Genomic DNA, 17,930 nt, shown 5'->3' on the forward strand with positions numbered 1-17,930 from the left:
GAGCGAAGATGAATACACTTGAACCTCCGGCACGGGTGGAAGAAACCGGTCGCTTTTCGCTGTGGCTGGCGCGCTTGCAGATGAAACACGGGCGTAAACTGGTGATTGCGCTGCCCTATATCTGGCTGATCCTGCTTTTTCTCCTGCCGTTTCTGATAGTCTTTAAAATCAGCCTTGCTGAAATGGCGAGATCGATCCCACCTTATTCTGAGCTGATGGCGTGGGCTGACGGACAATTGTCGATCACGCTCAACCTCGGTAATTTCCTGCAACTGACCGACGATCCGCTCTATTTCGACGCCTATTTGCAGTCGCTACAGGTGGCGGGAATATCGACGATCTGCTGCCTGCTGCTGGGTTACCCGCTGGCCTGGGCAGTGGCACACAGTAAACCGTCAACGCGCAATATCCTGTTGCTGCTGGTGATCCTGCCTTCATGGACGTCGTTTTTGATCCGCGTCTATGCCTGGATGGGGATCCTGAAAAATAACGGGGTGCTGAATAACTTTTTACTCTGGCTTGGGGTGATCGACGAACCGTTGACCATTTTGCATACCAACCTGGCCGTCTATATTGGCATTGTATATGCCTACCTGCCGTTTATGGTGTTACCAATTTATACCGCACTGACACGCATAGATTATTCGCTGGTGGAGGCCTCGCTCGATTTAGGCGCCCGACCGCTGAAAACTTTCTTCAGCGTCATTGTGCCGTTAACCAAAGGGGGCATTATCGCCGGGTCGATGCTGGTGTTTATTCCCGCGGTCGGGGAGTTCGTGATCCCGGAACTGCTCGGAGGGCCAGACAGCATTATGATCGGACGCATACTGTGGCAAGAGTTCTTTAACAACCGCGACTGGCCGGTTGCCTCTGCGGTGGCCATCATTATGCTGCTGTTGCTGATTGTGCCGATTATGTGGTTCCACAAGCATCAGCAGAAAAGTGGAGGGGCGCACGGATGAACAACTTACCGGTAATTCGTTCTCCCTGGCGCATTGCGATTCTGGTGCTGGGATTTACGTTCCTTTATGCACCAATGCTGATGCTGGTCATTTACTCCTTTAACAGCTCCAAACTGGTAACAGTCTGGGCGGGGTGGTCAACGCGCTGGTACGGTGAACTGTTTCGTGATGATGCGATGATGAGCGCGGTGGGGCTCAGTCTGACCATTGCTGCCTGTGCCGCCACCATGGCGGCGATTCTGGGCACTATTGCGGCGGTCGTGCTGGTCCGGTTTGGACGTTTTCGCGGTTCGAACGGTTTTGCGTTTATGATCACCGCGCCGCTGGTAATGCCAGATGTCATTACCGGGTTGTCGCTGCTTCTGCTGTTCGTCGCGCTAGGTCACGCCATTGGCTGGCCCTCAGACCGCGGAATGTTGACCATCTGGCTGGCCCACGTGACGTTCTGTACCGCCTATGTTGCCGTGGTCATCTCATCGCGCTTACGCGAACTGGACCGCTCAATTGAAGAGGCGGCGATGGATCTGGGAGCGACACCGCTGAAGGTATTCTTTGTGATTACGTTACCGATGATCATGCCGGCGATTATCTCTGGCTGGCTGCTGGCATTTACGCTGTCGCTCGACGACCTGGTGATTGCCAGCTTTGTCTCCGGGCCGGGTGCGACGACTCTACCGATGCTGGTCTTCTCCAGCGTGCGTATGGGGGTGAATCCGGAAATCAACGCCCTGGCGACACTGATCCTCGGCGTGGTGGGAATTGTCGGATTTATTGCGTGGTATCTGATGGCGCGCACGGAAAAACAGCGAATCCGCGATATCCAACGTGCAAGACGCGGCTGAAGCATTTAAAATTTCTCGTGGAGTGCCGCGCCTGACGCGGCACTGTTTTTCAGGGAAGTGAAACCGTGGGATTCTTAAAAACAGCACGACAAACGCATGCCCGTCCAAACGTTCCTGCTCTGGTGCAGGTGGCGGCGCTCGCCATTATTATGATCCGGGCTCTGGATCTGTTGATGATTTTTAACACCCTTGGCCTGCGCGGGATGGCGGAGTTTATCCATCTTAGTGTGCAGACCTGGAATCTGACGCTGGTCTTTCTCTCCAGCCTGATGCTGGTGTTTGTGGAAATTTGGTGCGCCTTTTCGCTAGTCAAAGGGCGCAACTGGGCGCGATGGGGATATCTTCTCACTCAGATCGTCGCCGCTGGCTATTTATGGGCAGCGTCGTTGGGCTATGGATATCCAGAGCTATTCAGCATTCCTGGCGAGTCAAAGCGTGAAATTTTCCACACGCTGGTGATGCAAAAACTGCCTGATATGCTGGTGCTGTTTTTGCTGTTTGCACCTCCCGCCAGTCGTCGTTTCTTCCGTTTCCAATAATACTGAGCCGTTAGCGGATGGCGTTGCAAACGCCTTATCCGCCCCACAAATACGGCAATAATGTGTATAATCGTCGCCCCTTGTCATGTGAAGGTTTCTGTATGCAGTGCGCACTTTATGACGCCGGTCGCTGTCGTTCCTGTCAGTGGATCGCTCAGCCGGTTAGCGAGCAGCTTGCCGCGAAAACCGCCGATCTTAAAACCCTGCTTGCCGCGTTCCCGGTGTCGCAGTGGTGTGCCCCGGTCAGCGGCCCGCAGCAGGCGTTTCGTAATAAAGCGAAAATGGTGGTGAGCGGTAGCGTAGAAAAACCGCTGCTCGGAATGCTGCATCGCGACGGTACGCCGGAAGATCTGTGCGAGTGTCCGCTCTATCCCGCTTCGTTTACCCCGGTATTTTCTGCCCTGAAGCCTTTTATTGCCCGTGCCGGGTTAACGCCTTATAACGTAGCGCGTAAGCGCGGCGAGCTGAAATACATTCTGCTTACCGAAAGTCAGTCTGACGGCGGGATGATGCTGCGGTTTGTCCTGCGCTCAGAAGCAAAACTGGCGCAACTGCGCGCCGCACTGCCCTGGTTGCAGGCGCAACTACCGCAATTGAAGGTTATTAGCGTCAATCTTCAGCCGGTACATATGGCGATTATGGAAGGGGAGACGGAGATCTTCCTGACCGAACAACAGGCGCTAGCGGAACGTTTTAACGACGTGCCGCTATGGATCCGGCCACAAAGCTTCTTTCAGACCAACCCGACGGTGGCGAGCCAACTGTACGCAACGGCGCGTGACTGGGTACGTCAACTGCCAGTGAACCACATGTGGGATCTGTTCTGTGGCGTGGGGGGTTTTGGTCTGCACTGCGCCACGCCGGAAATGAAACTGACCGGGATCGAGATTGCGCCCGAAGCCATTGCCTGCGCAAAGCAGTCTGCGGCGGAACTGGGGCTGACCCATCTCCACTTTCAGGCGCTGGACTCCACGCAATTTGCCACTGAACAGGGTGCGGTACCTGAACTGGTGCTGGTGAATCCGCCGCGCCGGGGCATTGGAAAAGCGCTGTGTGAGTACCTCACAGAGATGGCGCCGCAGTTTATTATCTATTCCAGTTGTAATGCGCAGACGATGGCCAAAGACCTGGCACAATTACCGGGTTATCGAATTGAACGCGTTCAGCTTTTCGATATGTTCCCACACACTGCGCATTATGAAGTGCTGACGCTTTTAATTCGAAATTAAGCGTGGCGATCTCAATTTCTATAGAGTGGGTTGGTGTCATACTGCCAGCCCTGACTTCACAATGATAAGATCGATGAAGAAAATAATAATTTTGCCGATGATAACACTCGGCCTGGCAGGCTGTACGTCCGTTCAAGTTTCCCCGTTGCCTAAGACTGAACTTATCGACCGTATATGTATTCAAAAAAATGATGCTGTTAAAGTCAGCGACTTATTGCCTGTTGTTCAACAACGGTTGCAGTATCACCAGATCAGCTCTGAAGTGTTTTCCACCGAAAAACCGAATAATTGCCGTTACGTCATGAATTATACGGCGCGTCGGACGTGGGATGTGGTTCCGTATCTTTCTTCGGCTGATTTCACGATTAATCGGGATGGCGTAATGGTGGCGTCTGCGAATTTTCATCTTCGTGCAGGGGGGGGATTTTCGCTTATGAAATGGCGTGGAACCGAATATAAAATCAACCCGGTTATTGATAGTCTGGTCGGCGAAAATGAGTTCTCCAATAGAAAGGCCCGTATTTTGTACGGGCCTTCAATTATTACTGAGGGAACCACTGGTCATTAATTTTCTGGTACGTGCCGTCAGCCTTGATTGCCGCCAGCGCGCCGTTTAATTTGTCCAGCAGCGCTTTATTATCCGGGCGTACCGCGATACCAAGACCGGTGCCGAAGTATTGCGGATCGGTCACTTTCTCGGTTGCTGTACCCAACTGCGGGTTGGTCTTCAGCCACTCGTTCACCACCGCGGTATCACCAAATACGCCATCAATACGTCCATTCTTCAGGTCGATAATCGCATTTTGATAGCTGTCGTAAGCCACGGTTTTGACTTCCGGATGCTTATCCTGCAGGTATTTCTGGTGAGTGGTGCCGTTTTCCATCCCGATACGTTTACCTTTCAGGTCGGCAAAGGTTTTGTAAGCGTCTTTTTTGGCAATGACCAGCGCAGAGTTGGCGTAGTAAGGGTTGGTAAACGCCACCTGTTTGCTACGCTCTGGCGTGATATCCATACCGGAAATCACCGCGTCATATTTTTTGAATTTGAGTGCCGGGATCAGGCTATCAAACGCATGGTTGGTAAAAGTACATTCCGCCTGCATTTGTTTACATAAGGCTTTGGCCAGATCGAGATCGAAACCGACGATTTGGTTGTTGGCGTCCATCGATTCAAACGGTGGATACGTCGCCGAAACGCCGAAGCTGATCTTCTCTGCGGCAGAGGCGCCGACGGCGAAAGAGGCAAGTAATGCGGCCAGAACTAACTTTTTCATGCTTGGACTCCCGTTATGATTAAGCGCCGTTTCTGCGGCATGGAATTACAATGCCAGTAAATGAATTTGTATGCAATATAAATGAGTAAATATTTATCTGGATAATAAAAAAGCGGACAGGTTATACACTTGTCCACTTCGTCTATTCAAACTTATGCAGTTTTGCCGGGGCGCTGCGCTTGCCCGGCTTACGGTCACGGCGCAGTTTGTAGGCCGGATAAGGCGTAGCCGCCATCCGGCAGTTTTACCGGGAACGTGACATGCAGGCCGGTTAGTTCCGGCGTTCAAACGCCAGCGCTTTACGCTCAAGCAGGCGCATCATCAACGTCAACAGACCGTTGACGATAAGATAAATAACCCCAGCCGCGCCGAAAACCATCACATCGTAAGTCCGACCGTACAGCAGCTGGCTGTAGCCCATCACTTCCATCAGCGTAATGGTGTACGCCAGCGAGGTACTCTTAAACACCAGCACCACTTCGTTGGAATAGGAGGAGAGGGCGCGTTTAAACGCATACGGCAGCAGGATCGCCAGCGTGTCTTTCTTACTCATCCCCAGCGCGCCGCAGGACTGCCACTGACCTTCCGGAATGGCGCGGATCGCGCCATAAAACAGTTGGGTAGTATAGGCTGCGCTGTTTAGCGACAGCGCAATCAGCGCACAAAGCCACGGTTCCGACAGCAGATGCCACAGTACCGGATACTCCTGCAATGACGGAAACTGTCCCGGCCCGTAGTAGATCAGGAAGATCTGTACCAACAGAGGTGTACCGGTAAACAGCGTGATATAGCCGCGTACCAGCCAGACCACCACCGGGGTTTTCAGCGTCAGAACGATTGTGAAAATCAGCGCCAGAACCAGCGCAACGACGATCGACGCCACCGTCAGCGTCAGGCTGGTATGCAATCCTTTCAACAGTTCAGGTAAGTACTCAAACATCAGCCTGGTCTCCGCTCAAAACGTGTCGCGCGCAGGTCAATGCGTTTGAGAATGTACTGACTCACCAGCGTAATCACCAGATAGATCGCCGCAGCAATGATGTACCAGTTAAACGGCTCCTGAGTACGGGTCGCAATGCTTTTGGTTTGCAGCATTAAGTCGTTTACGCTGATCAGACTCACCAGCGCCGTATCTTTCAACAACACCAGCCACTGGTTTCCCAGGCCCGGTAGGGCATGGCGCCACATTTGCGGCATCACCAGACGAAAGAAAATGGCCGTTTTGGAAAGCCCCAGCGCCTGTCCGGATTCCCACTGACCCAGCGGTACCGCTTTCAGCGCGCCGCGCAGCGTTTGCGACGCATAGGCAGCATACAGCAGCGAGAGGGCGATAACACCGCACAGGAACGGACTAACGTCGAAGTTTTCGATCTCCATTTGCACGGGGATCTGCACCACGCCCAGATTGATCGTAAAACCGTCAGCGAGTGTGAGCAGGAGCTGCGAGGAGCCGAAATAAATAAACAGGACGACCAGGATTTCCGGCAGACCGCGCAAAATAGTGACCAGCGCGGAACCAGTCCATGCGACCGGACGCCATTTTACCGATTCCCAGACGGCGAAAAGCATTGCCAGTGCCAGGCCGAGGATCAGTGCACAAACGGCAAGGCCGACGGTCATACCGGCGGCGCTTGCGAGAGGAAAAAATTCGTTCATCAAGGCTTACTTCTGGAACCATTTGTTATAGATGGTTTCGTAAGTGCCATCTTTTTTCACTTTTTCCAGCGCAGTATTGAATTTTTGCTGCAGTTCAGTGTTGCCCTGGCGAACCGCGATACCCAGCCCGGTGCCGAAGTAGTCTTTATCCGTTACCTTATCGCCAACCGCGGCCAGCTTCGGATTGTCTTTCAGCCATTCGGTCACCACGGCGGTGTCGCCGAACACGCTGTCAATACGGCCATTTTGCAGGTCCAGCTTCGCATTCTGATAGCTGTCATACGGAACAGTGGTGATTTCCGGATGTTTATCCATGATGAATTTCTGGTGAGTCGTGCCGTTCTGCACGCCCACTTTCTTGCCTTTCAACTGGTCTACGCCGGTAAATTTACCCTGCTGGCCGATGAACAGCGCCGAGTTGTCATAGTAAGGTGTGGTGAACAGCACCTGCTTTTCACGCTCCGGGGTGATGTCCATCCCGGCCATGACCGCGTCGAAGCGGCGGAATTTCAGGCTGGGGATCAGGCTGTCAAACGCCTGGTTAGTAAAGGTGCAGGTCGCGTCGATCTCTTTACACAGTGCATTAGCCAGGTCGACATCAAAGCCGACAATCTTGTTATTCGCGTCCATTGATTCAAACGGAGGATACGACGCTTCGGTCGCAAAACGAATGGTCTGCGCTGCTGTAGCGGAAAGGCTAAAGCCTGCAATAAGCGCGGCAATCAGAACTTTTTTCATTGTGTTGTCCCGAATCTTAGTGAGAGAGATAGTTTTTAAAGGCTTCGGTCTGCGGGCTGGCAAAGCAGCTCGCATCACCCTGCTCGACGATATGACCATTTTCCATATACACCACGCGGCTGGCGGTTTTACGCGCCACTTCCACTTCGTGCGTTACGATCACTTGAGTAATTTTGGTTTCCGCCAGCTCGCGGATGATGCTGACGATCTGCGCGGTAATTTCTGGATCCAGCGCCGCCGTGGGTTCGTCAAACAGCAGCACCTGCGGTTCCATCATCAGCGCACGCGCAATGGCCACACGCTGCTGCTGGCCGCCGGAAAGGTGCAGCGGATACCGATCGCTGTATGGCTTCAGACGCAGGCGCTCCAGCAGCTTTTCCGCACGGGCTAAGGCCTGCTCTTTTGACAACCCCAGCACGCGACAAGGCGCTTCGATCAGGTTTTGCTGCACGGTAAGGTGCGGCCAGAGATTGTATTGCTGAAAGACCATGCCGACGTTCTGACGCAGTTCACGAATCGCTTTATCGGACGGCGCCTTGCGAAAATCAAATTGATTTCCGGCAATCGCGAGTGTGCCGGAGCGCGGCATCTCAAGCAGATTGAGTACGCGCAGCAGCGAGCTTTTACCCGCCCCGCTGGGGCCAAGCAACACCAGTGTTTCGCCCTGTGGGCAATCCAGCGTGATATCGAACAGCGCCTGATGTGCGCCGTAGAAGCAGTTAATGCCGTTTAATTGAATACTCATTGAAACTCGTGTACTGGCCGTCAGGTAGCTATTGAAGCCGCAGATAGTACCTTTGACAGAATAGTTATGCAATATTTATGCTTTAAAAGTTAAATATAGCGCGCATTTTCTATTAAACATAGCACAAAATAGCGGGGGCAAGAGTCGGTAAGAATAAATGTCGGCATTCTATGCAGAATGCCAGACAATTTACGTGGGTTATGGTTTGTAGCCTGACAAGCGAAGCGTCATCAGACAATGACAACGAAGACTGCCGGATGGCGGCTAATGCCTTATCCGGCCTACAAAATCAGTCCCCCCAGGCCTGATAAGCATAGCGCCATCAGGCAGGGAGGCAGTCAGAACGCTTAACGATTTTCAACAGACTGGCGCAACGTACCTGCTGGGGCGTGGACGCTGCCGCCCAGATAGCGCACATCGTCAATGACCCAGCACTGGCCTTCGTGGATCATCAAAACTTCATCCTGCCAGCTCTGATCTCCCTGTTTCAGCGCTACGCGCAGAGGGATGTTACGTGCATCACTATTCGGAATGGTCGAAGCGCTGGCAACGCGGGCGCTGTCCGGTGCCGTCGCGCGGCTGGAGAACGGATCGCTGGTCATTAACTGGCGATGTGCGCTGTCGTGACTGGCATCAGAAAGCAGTTTCGCCAGCTTGTCGCTCAGGTAAGGGCGCAGGGCTGTAATATCGTTGCTACGATGCTGAATGCGGTAGTCATAGAATTGCTGAGCCACCGCATCCGGGCCGCCATCCACGCAGGCACCGGCGCGCGGTCCATTGTCTTTATAGGCTGGCGTAACGGTGGTACAGGCACTGAGCAAGAGTGCGCAAGGGACGAGCAGGGAATAATAGCGCATAGTGATTTCCTTATAAGCTTTCTGCCATGAGTTTTCTAAGATAACAGTCGTCTACCATAATCAATTAGACCTTTTCAATGATAGTGTAAGACGCTGATAATGTGCTTAGCGATATAAGGAGAGCAATGATGCAATTTTCGACAACCCCTACGCTTGAAGGACAGAGCATTGTGGAATACTGCGGTGTGGTGACCGGAGAAGCCATTTTAGGCGCGAATCTCTTCCGTGATTTTTTTGCTGGTATCCGCGATATCGTCGGTGGTCGTTCCGGGGCCTATGAGAAAGAACTGCGCAAAGCGCGGGAAATTGCCTTCGAGGAGTTGGGCGATCAGGCGAAAGCGTTAGGCGCTGACGCGGTGGTGGGTATCGATATTGACTACGAAACGGTCGGTAAAGACGGCAGTATGCTGATGGTCAGCGTGAGCGGCACGGCGGTGAAAGTTCGCCGATGAAACCGCAGTTATGGCTGGTAGCCGGTGCGCTGTTGTTGACGGGATGCGCGGGCGAAAAAGGGATCATTGATAAAGCGGGCTACCAGCTCGATACGCGTCATCAGGCGCAGGCGGCTTATCCCCGCATTAAGGTATTGGTTATCCACTACACGGCGGATGATTTTGATACCTCGCTGGCGACGCTAACGGATAAAAACGTCAGCTCACACTATCTTATTCCTGCCGTTCCGCCGCTGCATCAGGGTAAACCGCGCATCTGGCAACTGGTACCGGAGCAGGAACTGGCGTGGCACGCGGGCATGAGTTTCTGGCGCGGCGCGACGCGCATCAACGACACCTCTATTGGCATTGAGCTGGAAAATCGCGGCTGGCAAAAATCTACCGGAGAGAAATACTTTGCTCCGTTTGAGCCCGCGCAAATTCAGGCGCTGGTACCGTTAGCAAAAGAGATCATCGCGCGTTACGACATCAAGCCGCAGAATGTGGTGGCGCATGCGGATATCGCCCCGCAGCGCAAAGACGACCCGGGTCCGTTGTTCCCCTGGCAACAACTGGCAGAGCAGGGCATTGGCGCCTGGCCTGGGGCGTCGCGAGTGAAGTTCTATCTGGCCGGGCGGGCTGCACACACCCCCGTCGACAGGATGCTGCTACTGGATTTGCTCTCGCGTTATGGCTATGAGGTCAAACCGGAAATGACGCCGCGCGAGCAACAGCGCGTCATCATGGCTTTCCAGATGCATTATCGCTCTCATTTATGGGACGGCGTCGCCGATGCGGAAACTCAGGCGATTGCCGAGGCGTTACTGGAAAAATACGGACAACAGTAATCCCCGGACGTCGAAAGCCCCGTCAATCCTGACCTCTTCATACAGATTAATCTTAGGTTAATTGACTTTTAACCTATGATTAATTGACTTTATATTGACCTGATTTATGATTGGTTCCATCAGTGACGCTTAGTCAGCTAACTAAAAAAGCGAGAACTTTTCTCCGTTTTATTATTATCCAATTCTTTTAAATTTAACAGGAACGAATCAGTGGTGTTTGCACACTGAGGGGTTCATTCGGCTTCGGAACCGAAAAAATTGATCATTATTGTTAATAAGGCAAAGCAATGTTAAGTATTTACTGTAATAAAACGCGTCCTCAAGAAGATATGGATAAAATAATTTTAGCCACATCACTTTATGAAGAAAAGACGCTGAAAAAATGGCAGAAAATTACCACCGATGATTCGGATTATATTCATATTATTGTCAGTGGACAGGTTGAATTCCGCCGCACCTCAGACGAACTCTGTATGTTTACCCTTCAGGGACAGTGCATTTTTGGCCTCTCGGCGATCTTCTACTGTTCCTCGCATATGTACGGGTTGGCGCGGTCTAACACGGTGGTTCGCTCCATCAGAAGAGAGGAGTTCATCCGCCTGATGAACGAAAAGGCGTTATGGCCAGAGCTCACCAAAGTTTTGTCCTGGTATATTTGTTTGCTGAGCAAACGTGACGATGTTCTGGTTGCCCGCAATGCTTATTCTGTGATTCGTGAGTTTTTAATTGAAATTCATACTTTGATTACTGAGCATAATCGCGATATTAACGTTTATGATTATATTCAGGAGTATACGAACTTCGCGCGTAGTACCATTATTAAAATCCTATCCGATCTGAAGAAAGGGAATTACATTGTTATAGAAAAAGGTCGGCTGGTAACAATGAACACTCTGCCGGAAAAATATTAATCTCTTCTAAGAGTCTCCCTTCGGTATTGTTGAAGCGGAGGCTTTTATGACTGCAAATCATTCACTTCATCAATCATCCGGCGTGGGATTGGGTATCTTTCCCTGCTGATAATCCTCTTTCTGCTCCTGCAGCGCCTGAATAAAACGTTCTTTTAGTGAAGGCGTCTCTGCTTCAGTGCCCGGCAGTGCCTGTTCCGATAAATCCCCATCCGGCGCCTGTTGCCAGTCGCTGTCAGTGTTTGCTGGCGGTGCGTCTACCTGAATGGCAGGTAATGCCTGTGGTACAGGTAACGGGGCGGGTTTTGGCTCCGGGAAAGGCTTCGAAATGTACACATAGTGCATTTCCGAAAGTCGGACGTCAGGGTTCACCACCTTCACGGGTTTCGGCGGCGGGGCTGGATGTCTGCACTGCCAGTAAATGTGCGCATAAAGTCCGGCGACAATAAAGGTGACGAAAGTCAGGAGCCAAAGCATCGCCTGAAGCAGGAATATTTTAATGTTCGGCAGACGGTAGGAAAAATAGACCGCCTCTCCGGTGTGATAACTGCGCTGTGCAGCAAGGCAAATGGTGGACATTATTGCGGTTTCCCTTGCGTTTTAGGTTGCGGATTCACCGTAGCGGTTTGCATCATGATGTCCGGTGTACTGTTGGTGGCGCGCATCAGTTGCATCAGCGTCTCTTCGCCGACGATACCGTCGACGTGCAGTCCGGCTCTTTCCTGAAATTCGCGAGTACGTTTGGCGAGATCCGCTGTCCAGCCTTGTGAGTGGGTGATCGGTTCATTCAGCGACTGGCTCAGTTCTTGATTCAGCCATTTCATATCCGATGAACTGCTGGCTGCGGTGATCTCATCTTTCCCCTGCGGCGTGAGGCGGTGCAGGAGGGTATAATTGCCCGTCGCATGTTGATTAAACCAGTTTTTACTCACCTGCCAGGTACGGTTATTCACCAGCAGGTCGAGCGTGTTTTTCTCAACACGCGCGACAACCACGTAATTCAGGTGATCGGCGGTTTTAATTTCACTGATCCACGGATAGCCCTCTTTCTCCATGGTCGCTAACGGCGCATTCCCCTGGCGGCATATCAGATTGACTCGCGCGGCGTTTTGGCAAAGCGCGTCATTTGCCGAGGCGTCATAGCCCCATATCACATACAACTGATGCATGGCATCGGCCTGGTTAACGACTTCGTTGTCGATATTCGGTTCGACGGATAACCGGTATTGCGCTGTATACCATGACGTATAAATCCGTCCGAACAGAGCGCCAAATCCCTTTTGGCCCCGCTCTGGCATTATCGGGATTAATCATTTTTGTTATCCAAAACGGCCTTGTCACATTCTAACTGTCCGGGCAAGTTTTTTTTAATCTATTTTCAGCGGGGGAATGAAAGGACGAAATGTATTGCCCCAATTATTATGCAAGCGTAAAGGAAAAAGGATTGTTCGCTAATATCTAAATACGGAGGATTGCCCCGCGTAACAAATTAATCGTTCACGTTGATGTAATGGCATTTGATTATTCGTCCATGCTTTATGGAAGGCATGGGTATTTAAATATTCACAAATAATATTATCAGGAATTAATAATGAAATTTATGAAGCCTAAATATCTGGCACTGTTTGTTGCTGCGGCAACGAGCTCGGTATTCGCTGCCGCGCCAGGTACGCCTTCAATTACCAGTGGCAATGATAAATTTGCGCTTGTGGAAGTGGATCAGGCCGCGCAGGAATACAACAACCTCGTGAAAGTCCATACTGACGGCGTGGATGTGAAAGTCGAGTGGAACGTATGGAGCGGCGATGCGCCGACCACTGCAAAAGTTCTGCTGGATGGTCAAACTGTCTGGACCGGTGCGGGTAGCGCAGCGGGCTCTGCCACCTTCAAAGTAAAAAAAGGCGGGCGTTATCAGGAGCAGGTCGAACTGTGTAACGACAGCGGCTGTACCAAGAGCGCGAGCAAGCTGATTATTGTTGCGGACACCGACGGTAGCCACCTGCTGCCGCTGAATCCAGCGCTGCTGGAAAACAACAAAGCCTTCAGTCAACACCCGGACAAAGTCGTTGCAGCCTATTTCCCTGAGTGGGGCGTATATGACCGTAACTTCCCGGTGGATAAAATTCCGGCAGCGAACCTGAACCACATTCTGTATGGCTTCATTCCAATCTGCGGCGGTGACGGCATCAACGACAGCGCGAAATCCTCCGGAGCGCTGGAATCTCTGAAACGCGCCTGTACTGGCCGTCAGGATTACACGGTGGCGATCCACGATCCATGGGCTGCGTTGCAGAAACCTCAGCAGGGTGTGACCGGCTGGGACGAGCCTTACAAAGGCAACTATGGTCAGCTGATGGCGATCAAGAAAGCACATCCGGACCTGAAAATTCTGCCATCCGTGGGCGGCTGGACGCTGTCTGACCCATTCTATCAGATGGACAACAAAGTGCTGCGCGACCGCTTCGTGGCCTCTGTTAAAGAATTCCTGACCACCTGGAAAGTCTTTGACGGTGTGGATATCGACTGGGAATTCCCGGGCGGCGGCGGTGAGAACACCAAACTCGGTAATCCGCAGACGGATAAAGCCACCTATACCGCGCTGATGCACGATCTGCGTCAGATGCTGAACCAGCTGTCTGCCGAAACCGGTCGTACTTATGAGCTGACCACGGCAATCGGTGCGGGTAAAGATAAGATCGAAGACGTTGACTACAACACCGCGCAACAGTACATCGATCATATCTTCCTGATGAGCTATGACTTCTACGGCGCGTGGAGCAACACCGACCTCGGCCACCAGACAGCGCTGTACGGTGCCTCCTGGAAACCGGATACCAACTACACCACCGATAACGCAGTGAAAGCGATGCTGGCTCAGGGCGTACAGCCTGGCAAGATCGTTGTGGGCGCGGGCATGTATGGCCGTGGCTGGACTGGCGTACACGGCTATACCGGCGATAACCCGTTCACGGGTACCGCGACGGGCCCAATCAAAGGCACATGGGAAAACGGCATCGTTGACTATCGTCAGATCGTCAACCAGATGCTGGGTAAACCGGGCTGGGAATACAAGTACGATACCGCCGCTGAAGCGCCGTACCTGTTTAACAAGTCTACCGGCGAGCTGGTGACGTATGACAACGCCCGTTCCGTTGAAGCTAAAGGCAAATACGTGCTGAACAAAAACCTCGGTGGTCTGTTCGCATGGTCTATTGAATCTGACAACGGCGACATTCTGAACGCCATGAACGAAAGTCTGCTGGGGGGCGGTACGACTCCGGTTAACCCGGTTGTGACCAACCATGCACCGGTCGCCTCTGCGGCTGACCAGAATGTCACTGGCCCGGCCACCGTAACCCTCGATGGTTCGGTTTCCAGCGATCAGGATGGCGATGCGCTGACCTACAAATGGACGCAGATCTCCGGTTCTACTGTGGCGATTGCCAACAGTACCAGCGCCAAAGCCAGCATCAACCTGCCTGCGGTGACCAGCGATCAGATGCTTGCATTCCGTCTGACCGTCACTGACGCCAAAGGCCTGAGCAACGCCATTGACGTACAGGTCGTGAACAAAGCGCCGAAAGCTAACCAGGCTCCGGTTATCAACGCGATGGAAGCGGTCACGCTGACTGCAGGCGAGACGCTGTCTCTGCATGCACAGGCAACCGATCCGGATGGCGATGCGCTGACCTACAGCTGGAGCGTACCGGGAGATATGAATGCCACCGGTACCGACAGCGCGAACGTGCGAATTACCGCGCCAGGAGTGGAAAATGCATCCACCTATACGCTGAGCGTGATTGTGTCCGATGGCAAAACCAGCGTGCAGTCTAACGTTCAGGTCACGGTTAATCCGAAAGCGGCGGATGAAGTTACGCCTCCTGCTGACGAAGTGACTCCACCTGCTGACGACGTTACACCGCCGTCTGATGAAGGTACTACGCCGTCTGATGAAGGCACTGCAACCGGTAGCTGCGACGCGCCTGTTGATGCTAACGCCAGCAAATACGCAGCATGGGAATCCAGCAAAATCTACAACAGTGGCGATACCGTAAGCTTCGACCATCTGGTGTGGAAAGCGAAGTACTGGACTCAGGGCAACCAGCCTGGTTTTGGTGCAGAAGCATGGGAACTGGTGAGCAACGTGAAGATGAACTGGCGTTCTGACCTGGTCTATAACGGCGGTGAAACCACCACTTATCAGGGTAACGTTTACCGTGCCAAATGGTGGACCCGTGGTGATAACCCAGCTAACAGCGATGTTTGGGTGAAAGAAGGCGCAGCAACAGACTGCAAATAAGCTTTATAACCTAAGGTCGCGGGGGAATATTACCCCGCACCCACTGACCACACCCCACTTCGGGTGTGGTCCTTCTCAAATTGATCTGTTTTCGCAAGGAGTTATTTAGCTTTACCTCAGGAGAAAAAATGAAACGCTTAATGTTATTACTGCTGATATTCAGCCAAAGCGCGCTGGCGAATTGCTGGGATAAAGCGGCACATTATTATCATGTGGATCCGTATTTATTATTTGCGATTGCGAAAGTTGAATCTGGAATGAATCCCTACGCAGTAGGTGTAAACCACGATGGAACGCGAGATGTAGGACTGATGCAAATAAACAGCTCGCATTTTAACGAACTCCAGCGTTATGGCATTGACGAATATCGGCTCATGACAGAGCCCTGTACCTCAATCATGGTAGGAGCCTCGATCCTCTCGGATATGATTAAAGTATACGGCAATAACTGGGAAGCCGTCGGTGCTTATAACGCCGGACTGAAAAAAGAGAATTATCCACAACGAATGGTTTATGCCCATAAGGTGTGGAGGAAATATCAACAAATAAAAATAGAAACGCAAAATCAATATGCCTGGTGATTTTATTTTTTGAAGGATTCCTGCGGGTGTTCTTCTAAAAGTGAAAGTTGTACCGGAGGATATATTTATTAATGGATTAATAAATATATCAGGTCTAAATATTTAATTATTGTACTTCCAAGGAAACAGAAATGAACAAACGGACATTATTAAGTGTACTCATTGCTGGCGCGTGCGTGGCACCGTTTATGGCGCAGGCCAGCACTTTGCAGGCAACCAGCAGTGAGCCATACACCATGAAAGCCAGCGATCTGGCGAAAAAAGAGCACGACCTGACCAACTTCCCGCTGATGGCTTCCGTGAAGGACACCATTAAGACGCTGGACAACGCTGAGGTCGAGCTGATTGAGCCAGGTCGCGCCGCCAATCCGGAAAACGTGAAGCGCGTGGAAGGGATTGTAAAAGCCGACGACTGGGACTATCTGTTCCCACTGCGTGCGCAGTCCTATACCTATAGCAACTTCCTGAAAGCGGTGGGCAAATTCCCTGCACTCTGTAAGACCTATAACGACGGTCGCGACAGCGATGCGATCTGCCGTAAAGAACTGGCTACCATGTTTGCCCACTTTGCGCAGGAAACCGGTGGTCATGAGAGCTGGCGTCCGGAAGGCGAGTGGCGTCAGGCGCTGGTCTACGTACGCGAAATGGGCTGGAGCGAAGGGCAGAAGGGCGGCTATAACGGCGAATGTAACCCGGATGTTTGGCAGGGTCAGACCTGGCCGTGCGGCAAAGACAAAGACGGTGATTTCCTGAGCTACTTCGGTCGCGGCGCGAAACAGTTGTCTTATAACTACAACTACGGTCCGTTCTCTGAAGCCATGTTTGGCGATGTTCGCACTCTGCTCGACAAACCAGAGCTGGTGGCTGACACCTGGCTGAACCTGGCAAGCGCCATCTTCTTCTTTGCCTACCCGCAGCCGCCGAAGCCGAGCATGTTGCAGGTTATTGACGGTACCTGGCAGCCGAACGATCATGACAAAGCAAACGGTCTGGTGCCGGGCTTTGGTGTGACCACCCAGATCATCAACGGCGGCGTAGAGTGCGGTGGTCCGACTGAAATTGCGCAATCGCAAAACCGTATCAAGTACTACAAAGAGTTTGCCAACTATCTGAAAGTCCCGGTTCCGGCTGACGAAGTGCTGGGCTGCGCCAACATGAAGCAGTTTGATGAAGGCGGCGCTGGCGCACTGAAGATTTACTGGGAACAGGACTGGGGATGGAGCGCAGATACGCCGGACGGTAAGACCTACTCATGTCAACTTGTGGGCTACCAGACGCCGTTCAGCGCATTCAAAGAGGGCGACTATAGCAAGTGCGTGCAGAAGTTCTATAACGTGAACATCGTGAATGATGACGGTTCTGCGGTAACGCCGGACGAAACCCCGGTTACACCAACGCCGACCCCGTCAGAAGACGTAACGCCGGCACCAGCGCCAGTTCCGGACGAAACTCCGGCAGAACCTGCCGTGGTGAACCATGCGCCGGTAGCGGTAATCTCTGGACCAATTGGTGCCGTTGATGCGGGCGCGCAGGTTTCCCTGAGCGCTGAAAGCTCTACCGACGCAGACGGTAACAAGCTGACTTACACCTGGCGTTCACAGGATGGTCAGACGGTTACTGGTGAAGACAAAGCGGTAGTGACCTTTACCGCACCGGAAGCTGCAACGGCGCAGCAGTATGAAGTCAGCCTGACCGTCAGTGATGGTGAACTGAGCAGCACCACGTCTTATCTGCTGAACGTGAAAGCGAAAGCCGCAACGCCGTCACAGGATGAAGGAACTTCTGGTTCATATCCTGGCTGGAGCGTGAACAACAAGTATAAAGCAGGGGATATCGTGAACAACCACGGTAAACTCTTCCAGTGCAAACCGTTCCCGTTCAGCGGCTGGTGTAACACCGCGCCGACATACTATGAACCCGGCGTAGGTCTGGCATGGGCAGACGCGTGGACCGCGCTGTAATCTGAAAGCAAAACGGCAACCCTCGGGTTGCCGTTTTTGTGTTACCTGGCCGGATAAGG

Annotated in this window: 18 protein-coding genes and 1 pseudogene; 11 read left to right on the forward strand and 8 right to left on the reverse strand. The window is 52.4% G+C overall.

Going from position 1 to position 17,930, the window contains the following annotated elements; genetic code table 11:
- Window positions 1–8 precede the first annotated feature (8 nt).
- The 5 genes from potH (at window position 9) to HVY19_RS07455 (ending at window position 4,140) form a co-directional block, all read left to right on the forward strand.
- Complete coding sequence (potH, locus tag HVY19_RS07435) at window positions 9–962, forward strand: putrescine ABC transporter permease PotH (protein WP_181683696.1); 954 nt, start codon at window positions 9–11, stop codon at window positions 960–962.
- Window positions 959–1,804: a putrescine ABC transporter permease PotI gene (potI, locus tag HVY19_RS07440; RefSeq protein WP_181683697.1), complete on the forward strand. Its 846-nt coding sequence runs from the start codon at window positions 959–961 to the stop codon at window positions 1,802–1,804. The genes potH and potI overlap by 4 nt, the downstream gene beginning before the upstream one ends.
- 65 nt (window positions 1,805–1,869) lie before the next feature.
- Complete coding sequence (locus HVY19_RS07445; protein WP_181683698.1) at window positions 1,870–2,343, forward strand: YbjO family protein; 474 nt, start codon at window positions 1,870–1,872, stop codon at window positions 2,341–2,343.
- Window positions 2,344–2,444: 101 nt separating this feature from the next.
- Window positions 2,445–3,572 carry a 23S rRNA (uracil(747)-C(5))-methyltransferase RlmC gene (gene rlmC / locus HVY19_RS07450; protein ID WP_181683699.1) on the forward strand — a complete coding sequence of 376 codons (1,128 nt, stop codon included), beginning with the start codon at window positions 2,445–2,447 and terminating at the stop codon, window positions 3,570–3,572.
- Window positions 3,573–3,645: 73 nt separating this feature from the next.
- On the forward strand, window positions 3,646–4,140 hold the full coding sequence (locus HVY19_RS07455; protein WP_181683700.1) for an Sbal_3080 family lipoprotein: 495 nt from the start codon (window positions 3,646–3,648) through the stop codon (window positions 4,138–4,140).
- On the opposite strand, the gene artJ is transcribed toward HVY19_RS07455, so the two are convergent.
- The 6 genes from artJ to HVY19_RS07485 all read right to left on the reverse strand — a co-directional run bounded on the left by artJ (window position 4,115) and on the right by HVY19_RS07485 (window position 8,842).
- Window positions 4,115–4,846, reverse strand: coding sequence for an arginine ABC transporter substrate-binding protein ArtJ (artJ, locus tag HVY19_RS07460; RefSeq protein ID WP_181683701.1), 732 nt, complete (start codon window positions 4,844–4,846; stop codon window positions 4,115–4,117). The genes HVY19_RS07455 and artJ overlap by 26 nt on opposite strands.
- A 271-nt stretch (window positions 4,847–5,117) precedes the next feature.
- Entirely contained in the window at window positions 5,118–5,786 is a 669-nt protein-coding gene (gene artM, locus HVY19_RS07465) for an arginine ABC transporter permease ArtM (protein ID WP_181683702.1), read from the reverse strand.
- Complete coding sequence (artQ, locus tag HVY19_RS07470) at window positions 5,786–6,502, reverse strand: arginine ABC transporter permease ArtQ (RefSeq protein WP_125367786.1); 717 nt, start codon at window positions 6,500–6,502, stop codon at window positions 5,786–5,788. The genes artM and artQ overlap by 1 nt, the downstream gene beginning before the upstream one ends.
- 6 nt (window positions 6,503–6,508) lie before the next feature.
- The gene (gene artI, locus HVY19_RS07475) at window positions 6,509–7,240 is read right to left on the reverse strand and encodes an arginine ABC transporter substrate-binding protein ArtI (RefSeq protein ID WP_181683703.1); all 732 of its coding nucleotides are present in this window, start codon (window positions 7,238–7,240) and stop codon (window positions 6,509–6,511) included.
- 16 nt (window positions 7,241–7,256) lie between these two features.
- Window positions 7,257–7,985 carry an arginine ABC transporter ATP-binding protein ArtP gene (gene artP / locus HVY19_RS07480; protein ID WP_181683704.1) on the reverse strand — a complete coding sequence of 243 codons (729 nt, stop codon included), beginning with the start codon at window positions 7,983–7,985 and terminating at the stop codon, window positions 7,257–7,259.
- 347 nt (window positions 7,986–8,332) lie between these two features.
- Entirely contained in the window at window positions 8,333–8,842 is a 510-nt protein-coding gene (locus tag HVY19_RS07485; RefSeq protein ID WP_181683705.1) for a lipoprotein, read from the reverse strand.
- 128 nt (window positions 8,843–8,970) lie between these two features.
- Between HVY19_RS07485 and HVY19_RS07490 the strand changes: the two genes are divergently transcribed.
- The 3 genes from HVY19_RS07490 (at window position 8,971) to HVY19_RS07500 (ending at window position 11,032) form a co-directional block, all read left to right on the forward strand.
- Window positions 8,971–9,294, forward strand: coding sequence for a heavy metal-binding domain-containing protein (locus tag HVY19_RS07490; RefSeq protein WP_181684236.1), 324 nt, complete (start codon window positions 8,971–8,973; stop codon window positions 9,292–9,294).
- Complete coding sequence (locus HVY19_RS07495) at window positions 9,291–10,121, forward strand: N-acetylmuramoyl-L-alanine amidase (RefSeq protein WP_181683706.1); 831 nt, start codon at window positions 9,291–9,293, stop codon at window positions 10,119–10,121. The genes HVY19_RS07490 and HVY19_RS07495 overlap by 4 nt, the downstream gene beginning before the upstream one ends.
- A 287-nt stretch (window positions 10,122–10,408) precedes the next feature.
- Window positions 10,409–11,032 carry a helix-turn-helix domain-containing protein gene (locus tag HVY19_RS07500; RefSeq protein ID WP_181683707.1) on the forward strand — a complete coding sequence of 208 codons (624 nt, stop codon included), beginning with the start codon at window positions 10,409–10,411 and terminating at the stop codon, window positions 11,030–11,032.
- Between the two features lie 69 nt (window positions 11,033–11,101).
- On the opposite strand, the gene HVY19_RS07505 is transcribed toward HVY19_RS07500, so the two are convergent.
- Together HVY19_RS07505 and HVY19_RS07510 are read right to left on the reverse strand one after the other, a co-directional pair.
- Window positions 11,102–11,608 (reverse strand): hypothetical protein, encoded by a 507-nt coding sequence (locus tag HVY19_RS07505; protein ID WP_181683708.1) that lies wholly within the window; start codon window positions 11,606–11,608, stop codon window positions 11,102–11,104.
- Window positions 11,608–12,231 (reverse strand): annotated as a pseudogene (locus HVY19_RS07510) (peptidoglycan-binding domain-containing protein); the annotation flags it as partial. The pseudogene HVY19_RS07510 and the gene HVY19_RS07505, both read right to left, overlap by 1 nt.
- A 389-nt stretch (window positions 12,232–12,620) precedes the next feature.
- On the opposite strand from HVY19_RS07510, the gene HVY19_RS07515 reads away from it, so the two are divergent.
- The 3 genes from HVY19_RS07515 to HVY19_RS07525 all read left to right on the forward strand — a co-directional run bounded on the left by HVY19_RS07515 (window position 12,621) and on the right by HVY19_RS07525 (window position 17,871).
- Entirely contained in the window at window positions 12,621–15,329 is a 2,709-nt protein-coding gene (locus HVY19_RS07515) for a glycosyl hydrolase family 18 protein (protein WP_181683710.1), read from the forward strand.
- Between the two features lie 128 nt (window positions 15,330–15,457).
- Window positions 15,458–15,910, forward strand: coding sequence for a type III secretion system invasion protein IagB (iagB, locus tag HVY19_RS07520; RefSeq protein WP_181683711.1), 453 nt, complete (start codon window positions 15,458–15,460; stop codon window positions 15,908–15,910).
- A 131-nt stretch (window positions 15,911–16,041) separates the two neighbouring features.
- Window positions 16,042–17,871: a chitinase gene (locus HVY19_RS07525; RefSeq protein ID WP_181683712.1), complete on the forward strand. Its 1,830-nt coding sequence runs from the start codon at window positions 16,042–16,044 to the stop codon at window positions 17,869–17,871.
- Window positions 17,872–17,930 lie beyond the last annotated feature (59 nt).

This window comes from Citrobacter sp. RHB25-C09 (genome assembly GCF_013836145.1).
In the GTDB taxonomy this organism is placed as follows: Bacteria; Pseudomonadota; Gammaproteobacteria; order Enterobacterales; family Enterobacteriaceae; genus Citrobacter_A.

Coding starts and splice junctions, on each gene's coding strand:
- HVY19_RS07485 (WP_181683705.1), bottom strand. CDS start 8,842: ATGCGCTATTATTCCCTGCTCGTCCCTTGCGCACTCTTGCTCAGTGCC.
- HVY19_RS07490 (WP_181684236.1), top strand. CDS start 8,971: ATGCAATTTTCGACAACCCCTACGCTTGAAGGACAGAGCATTGTGGAA.
- HVY19_RS07505 (WP_181683708.1), bottom strand. CDS start 11,608: ATGTCCACCATTTGCCTTGCTGCACAGCGCAGTTATCACACCGGAGAG.
- artM (WP_181683702.1), bottom strand. CDS start 5,786: ATGTTTGAGTACTTACCTGAACTGTTGAAAGGATTGCATACCAGCCTG.
- HVY19_RS07500 (WP_181683707.1), top strand. CDS start 10,409: ATGTTAAGTATTTACTGTAATAAAACGCGTCCTCAAGAAGATATGGAT.
- HVY19_RS07495 (WP_181683706.1), top strand. CDS start 9,291: ATGAAACCGCAGTTATGGCTGGTAGCCGGTGCGCTGTTGTTGACGGGA.
- HVY19_RS07525 (WP_181683712.1), top strand. CDS start 16,042: ATGAACAAACGGACATTATTAAGTGTACTCATTGCTGGCGCGTGCGTG.
- artI (WP_181683703.1), bottom strand. CDS start 7,240: ATGAAAAAAGTTCTGATTGCCGCGCTTATTGCAGGCTTTAGCCTTTCC.
- iagB (WP_181683711.1), top strand. CDS start 15,458: ATGAAACGCTTAATGTTATTACTGCTGATATTCAGCCAAAGCGCGCTG.
- rlmC (WP_181683699.1), top strand. CDS start 2,445: ATGCAGTGCGCACTTTATGACGCCGGTCGCTGTCGTTCCTGTCAGTGG.
- potI (WP_181683697.1), top strand. CDS start 959: ATGAACAACTTACCGGTAATTCGTTCTCCCTGGCGCATTGCGATTCTG.
- HVY19_RS07455 (WP_181683700.1), top strand. CDS start 3,646: ATGAAGAAAATAATAATTTTGCCGATGATAACACTCGGCCTGGCAGGC.
- artQ (WP_125367786.1), bottom strand. CDS start 6,502: ATGAACGAATTTTTTCCTCTCGCAAGCGCCGCCGGTATGACCGTCGGC.
- potH (WP_181683696.1), top strand. CDS start 9: ATGAATACACTTGAACCTCCGGCACGGGTGGAAGAAACCGGTCGCTTT.
- HVY19_RS07515 (WP_181683710.1), top strand. CDS start 12,621: ATGAAATTTATGAAGCCTAAATATCTGGCACTGTTTGTTGCTGCGGCA.
- artJ (WP_181683701.1), bottom strand. CDS start 4,846: ATGAAAAAGTTAGTTCTGGCCGCATTACTTGCCTCTTTCGCCGTCGGC.
- artP (WP_181683704.1), bottom strand. CDS start 7,985: ATGAGTATTCAATTAAACGGCATTAACTGCTTCTACGGCGCACATCAG.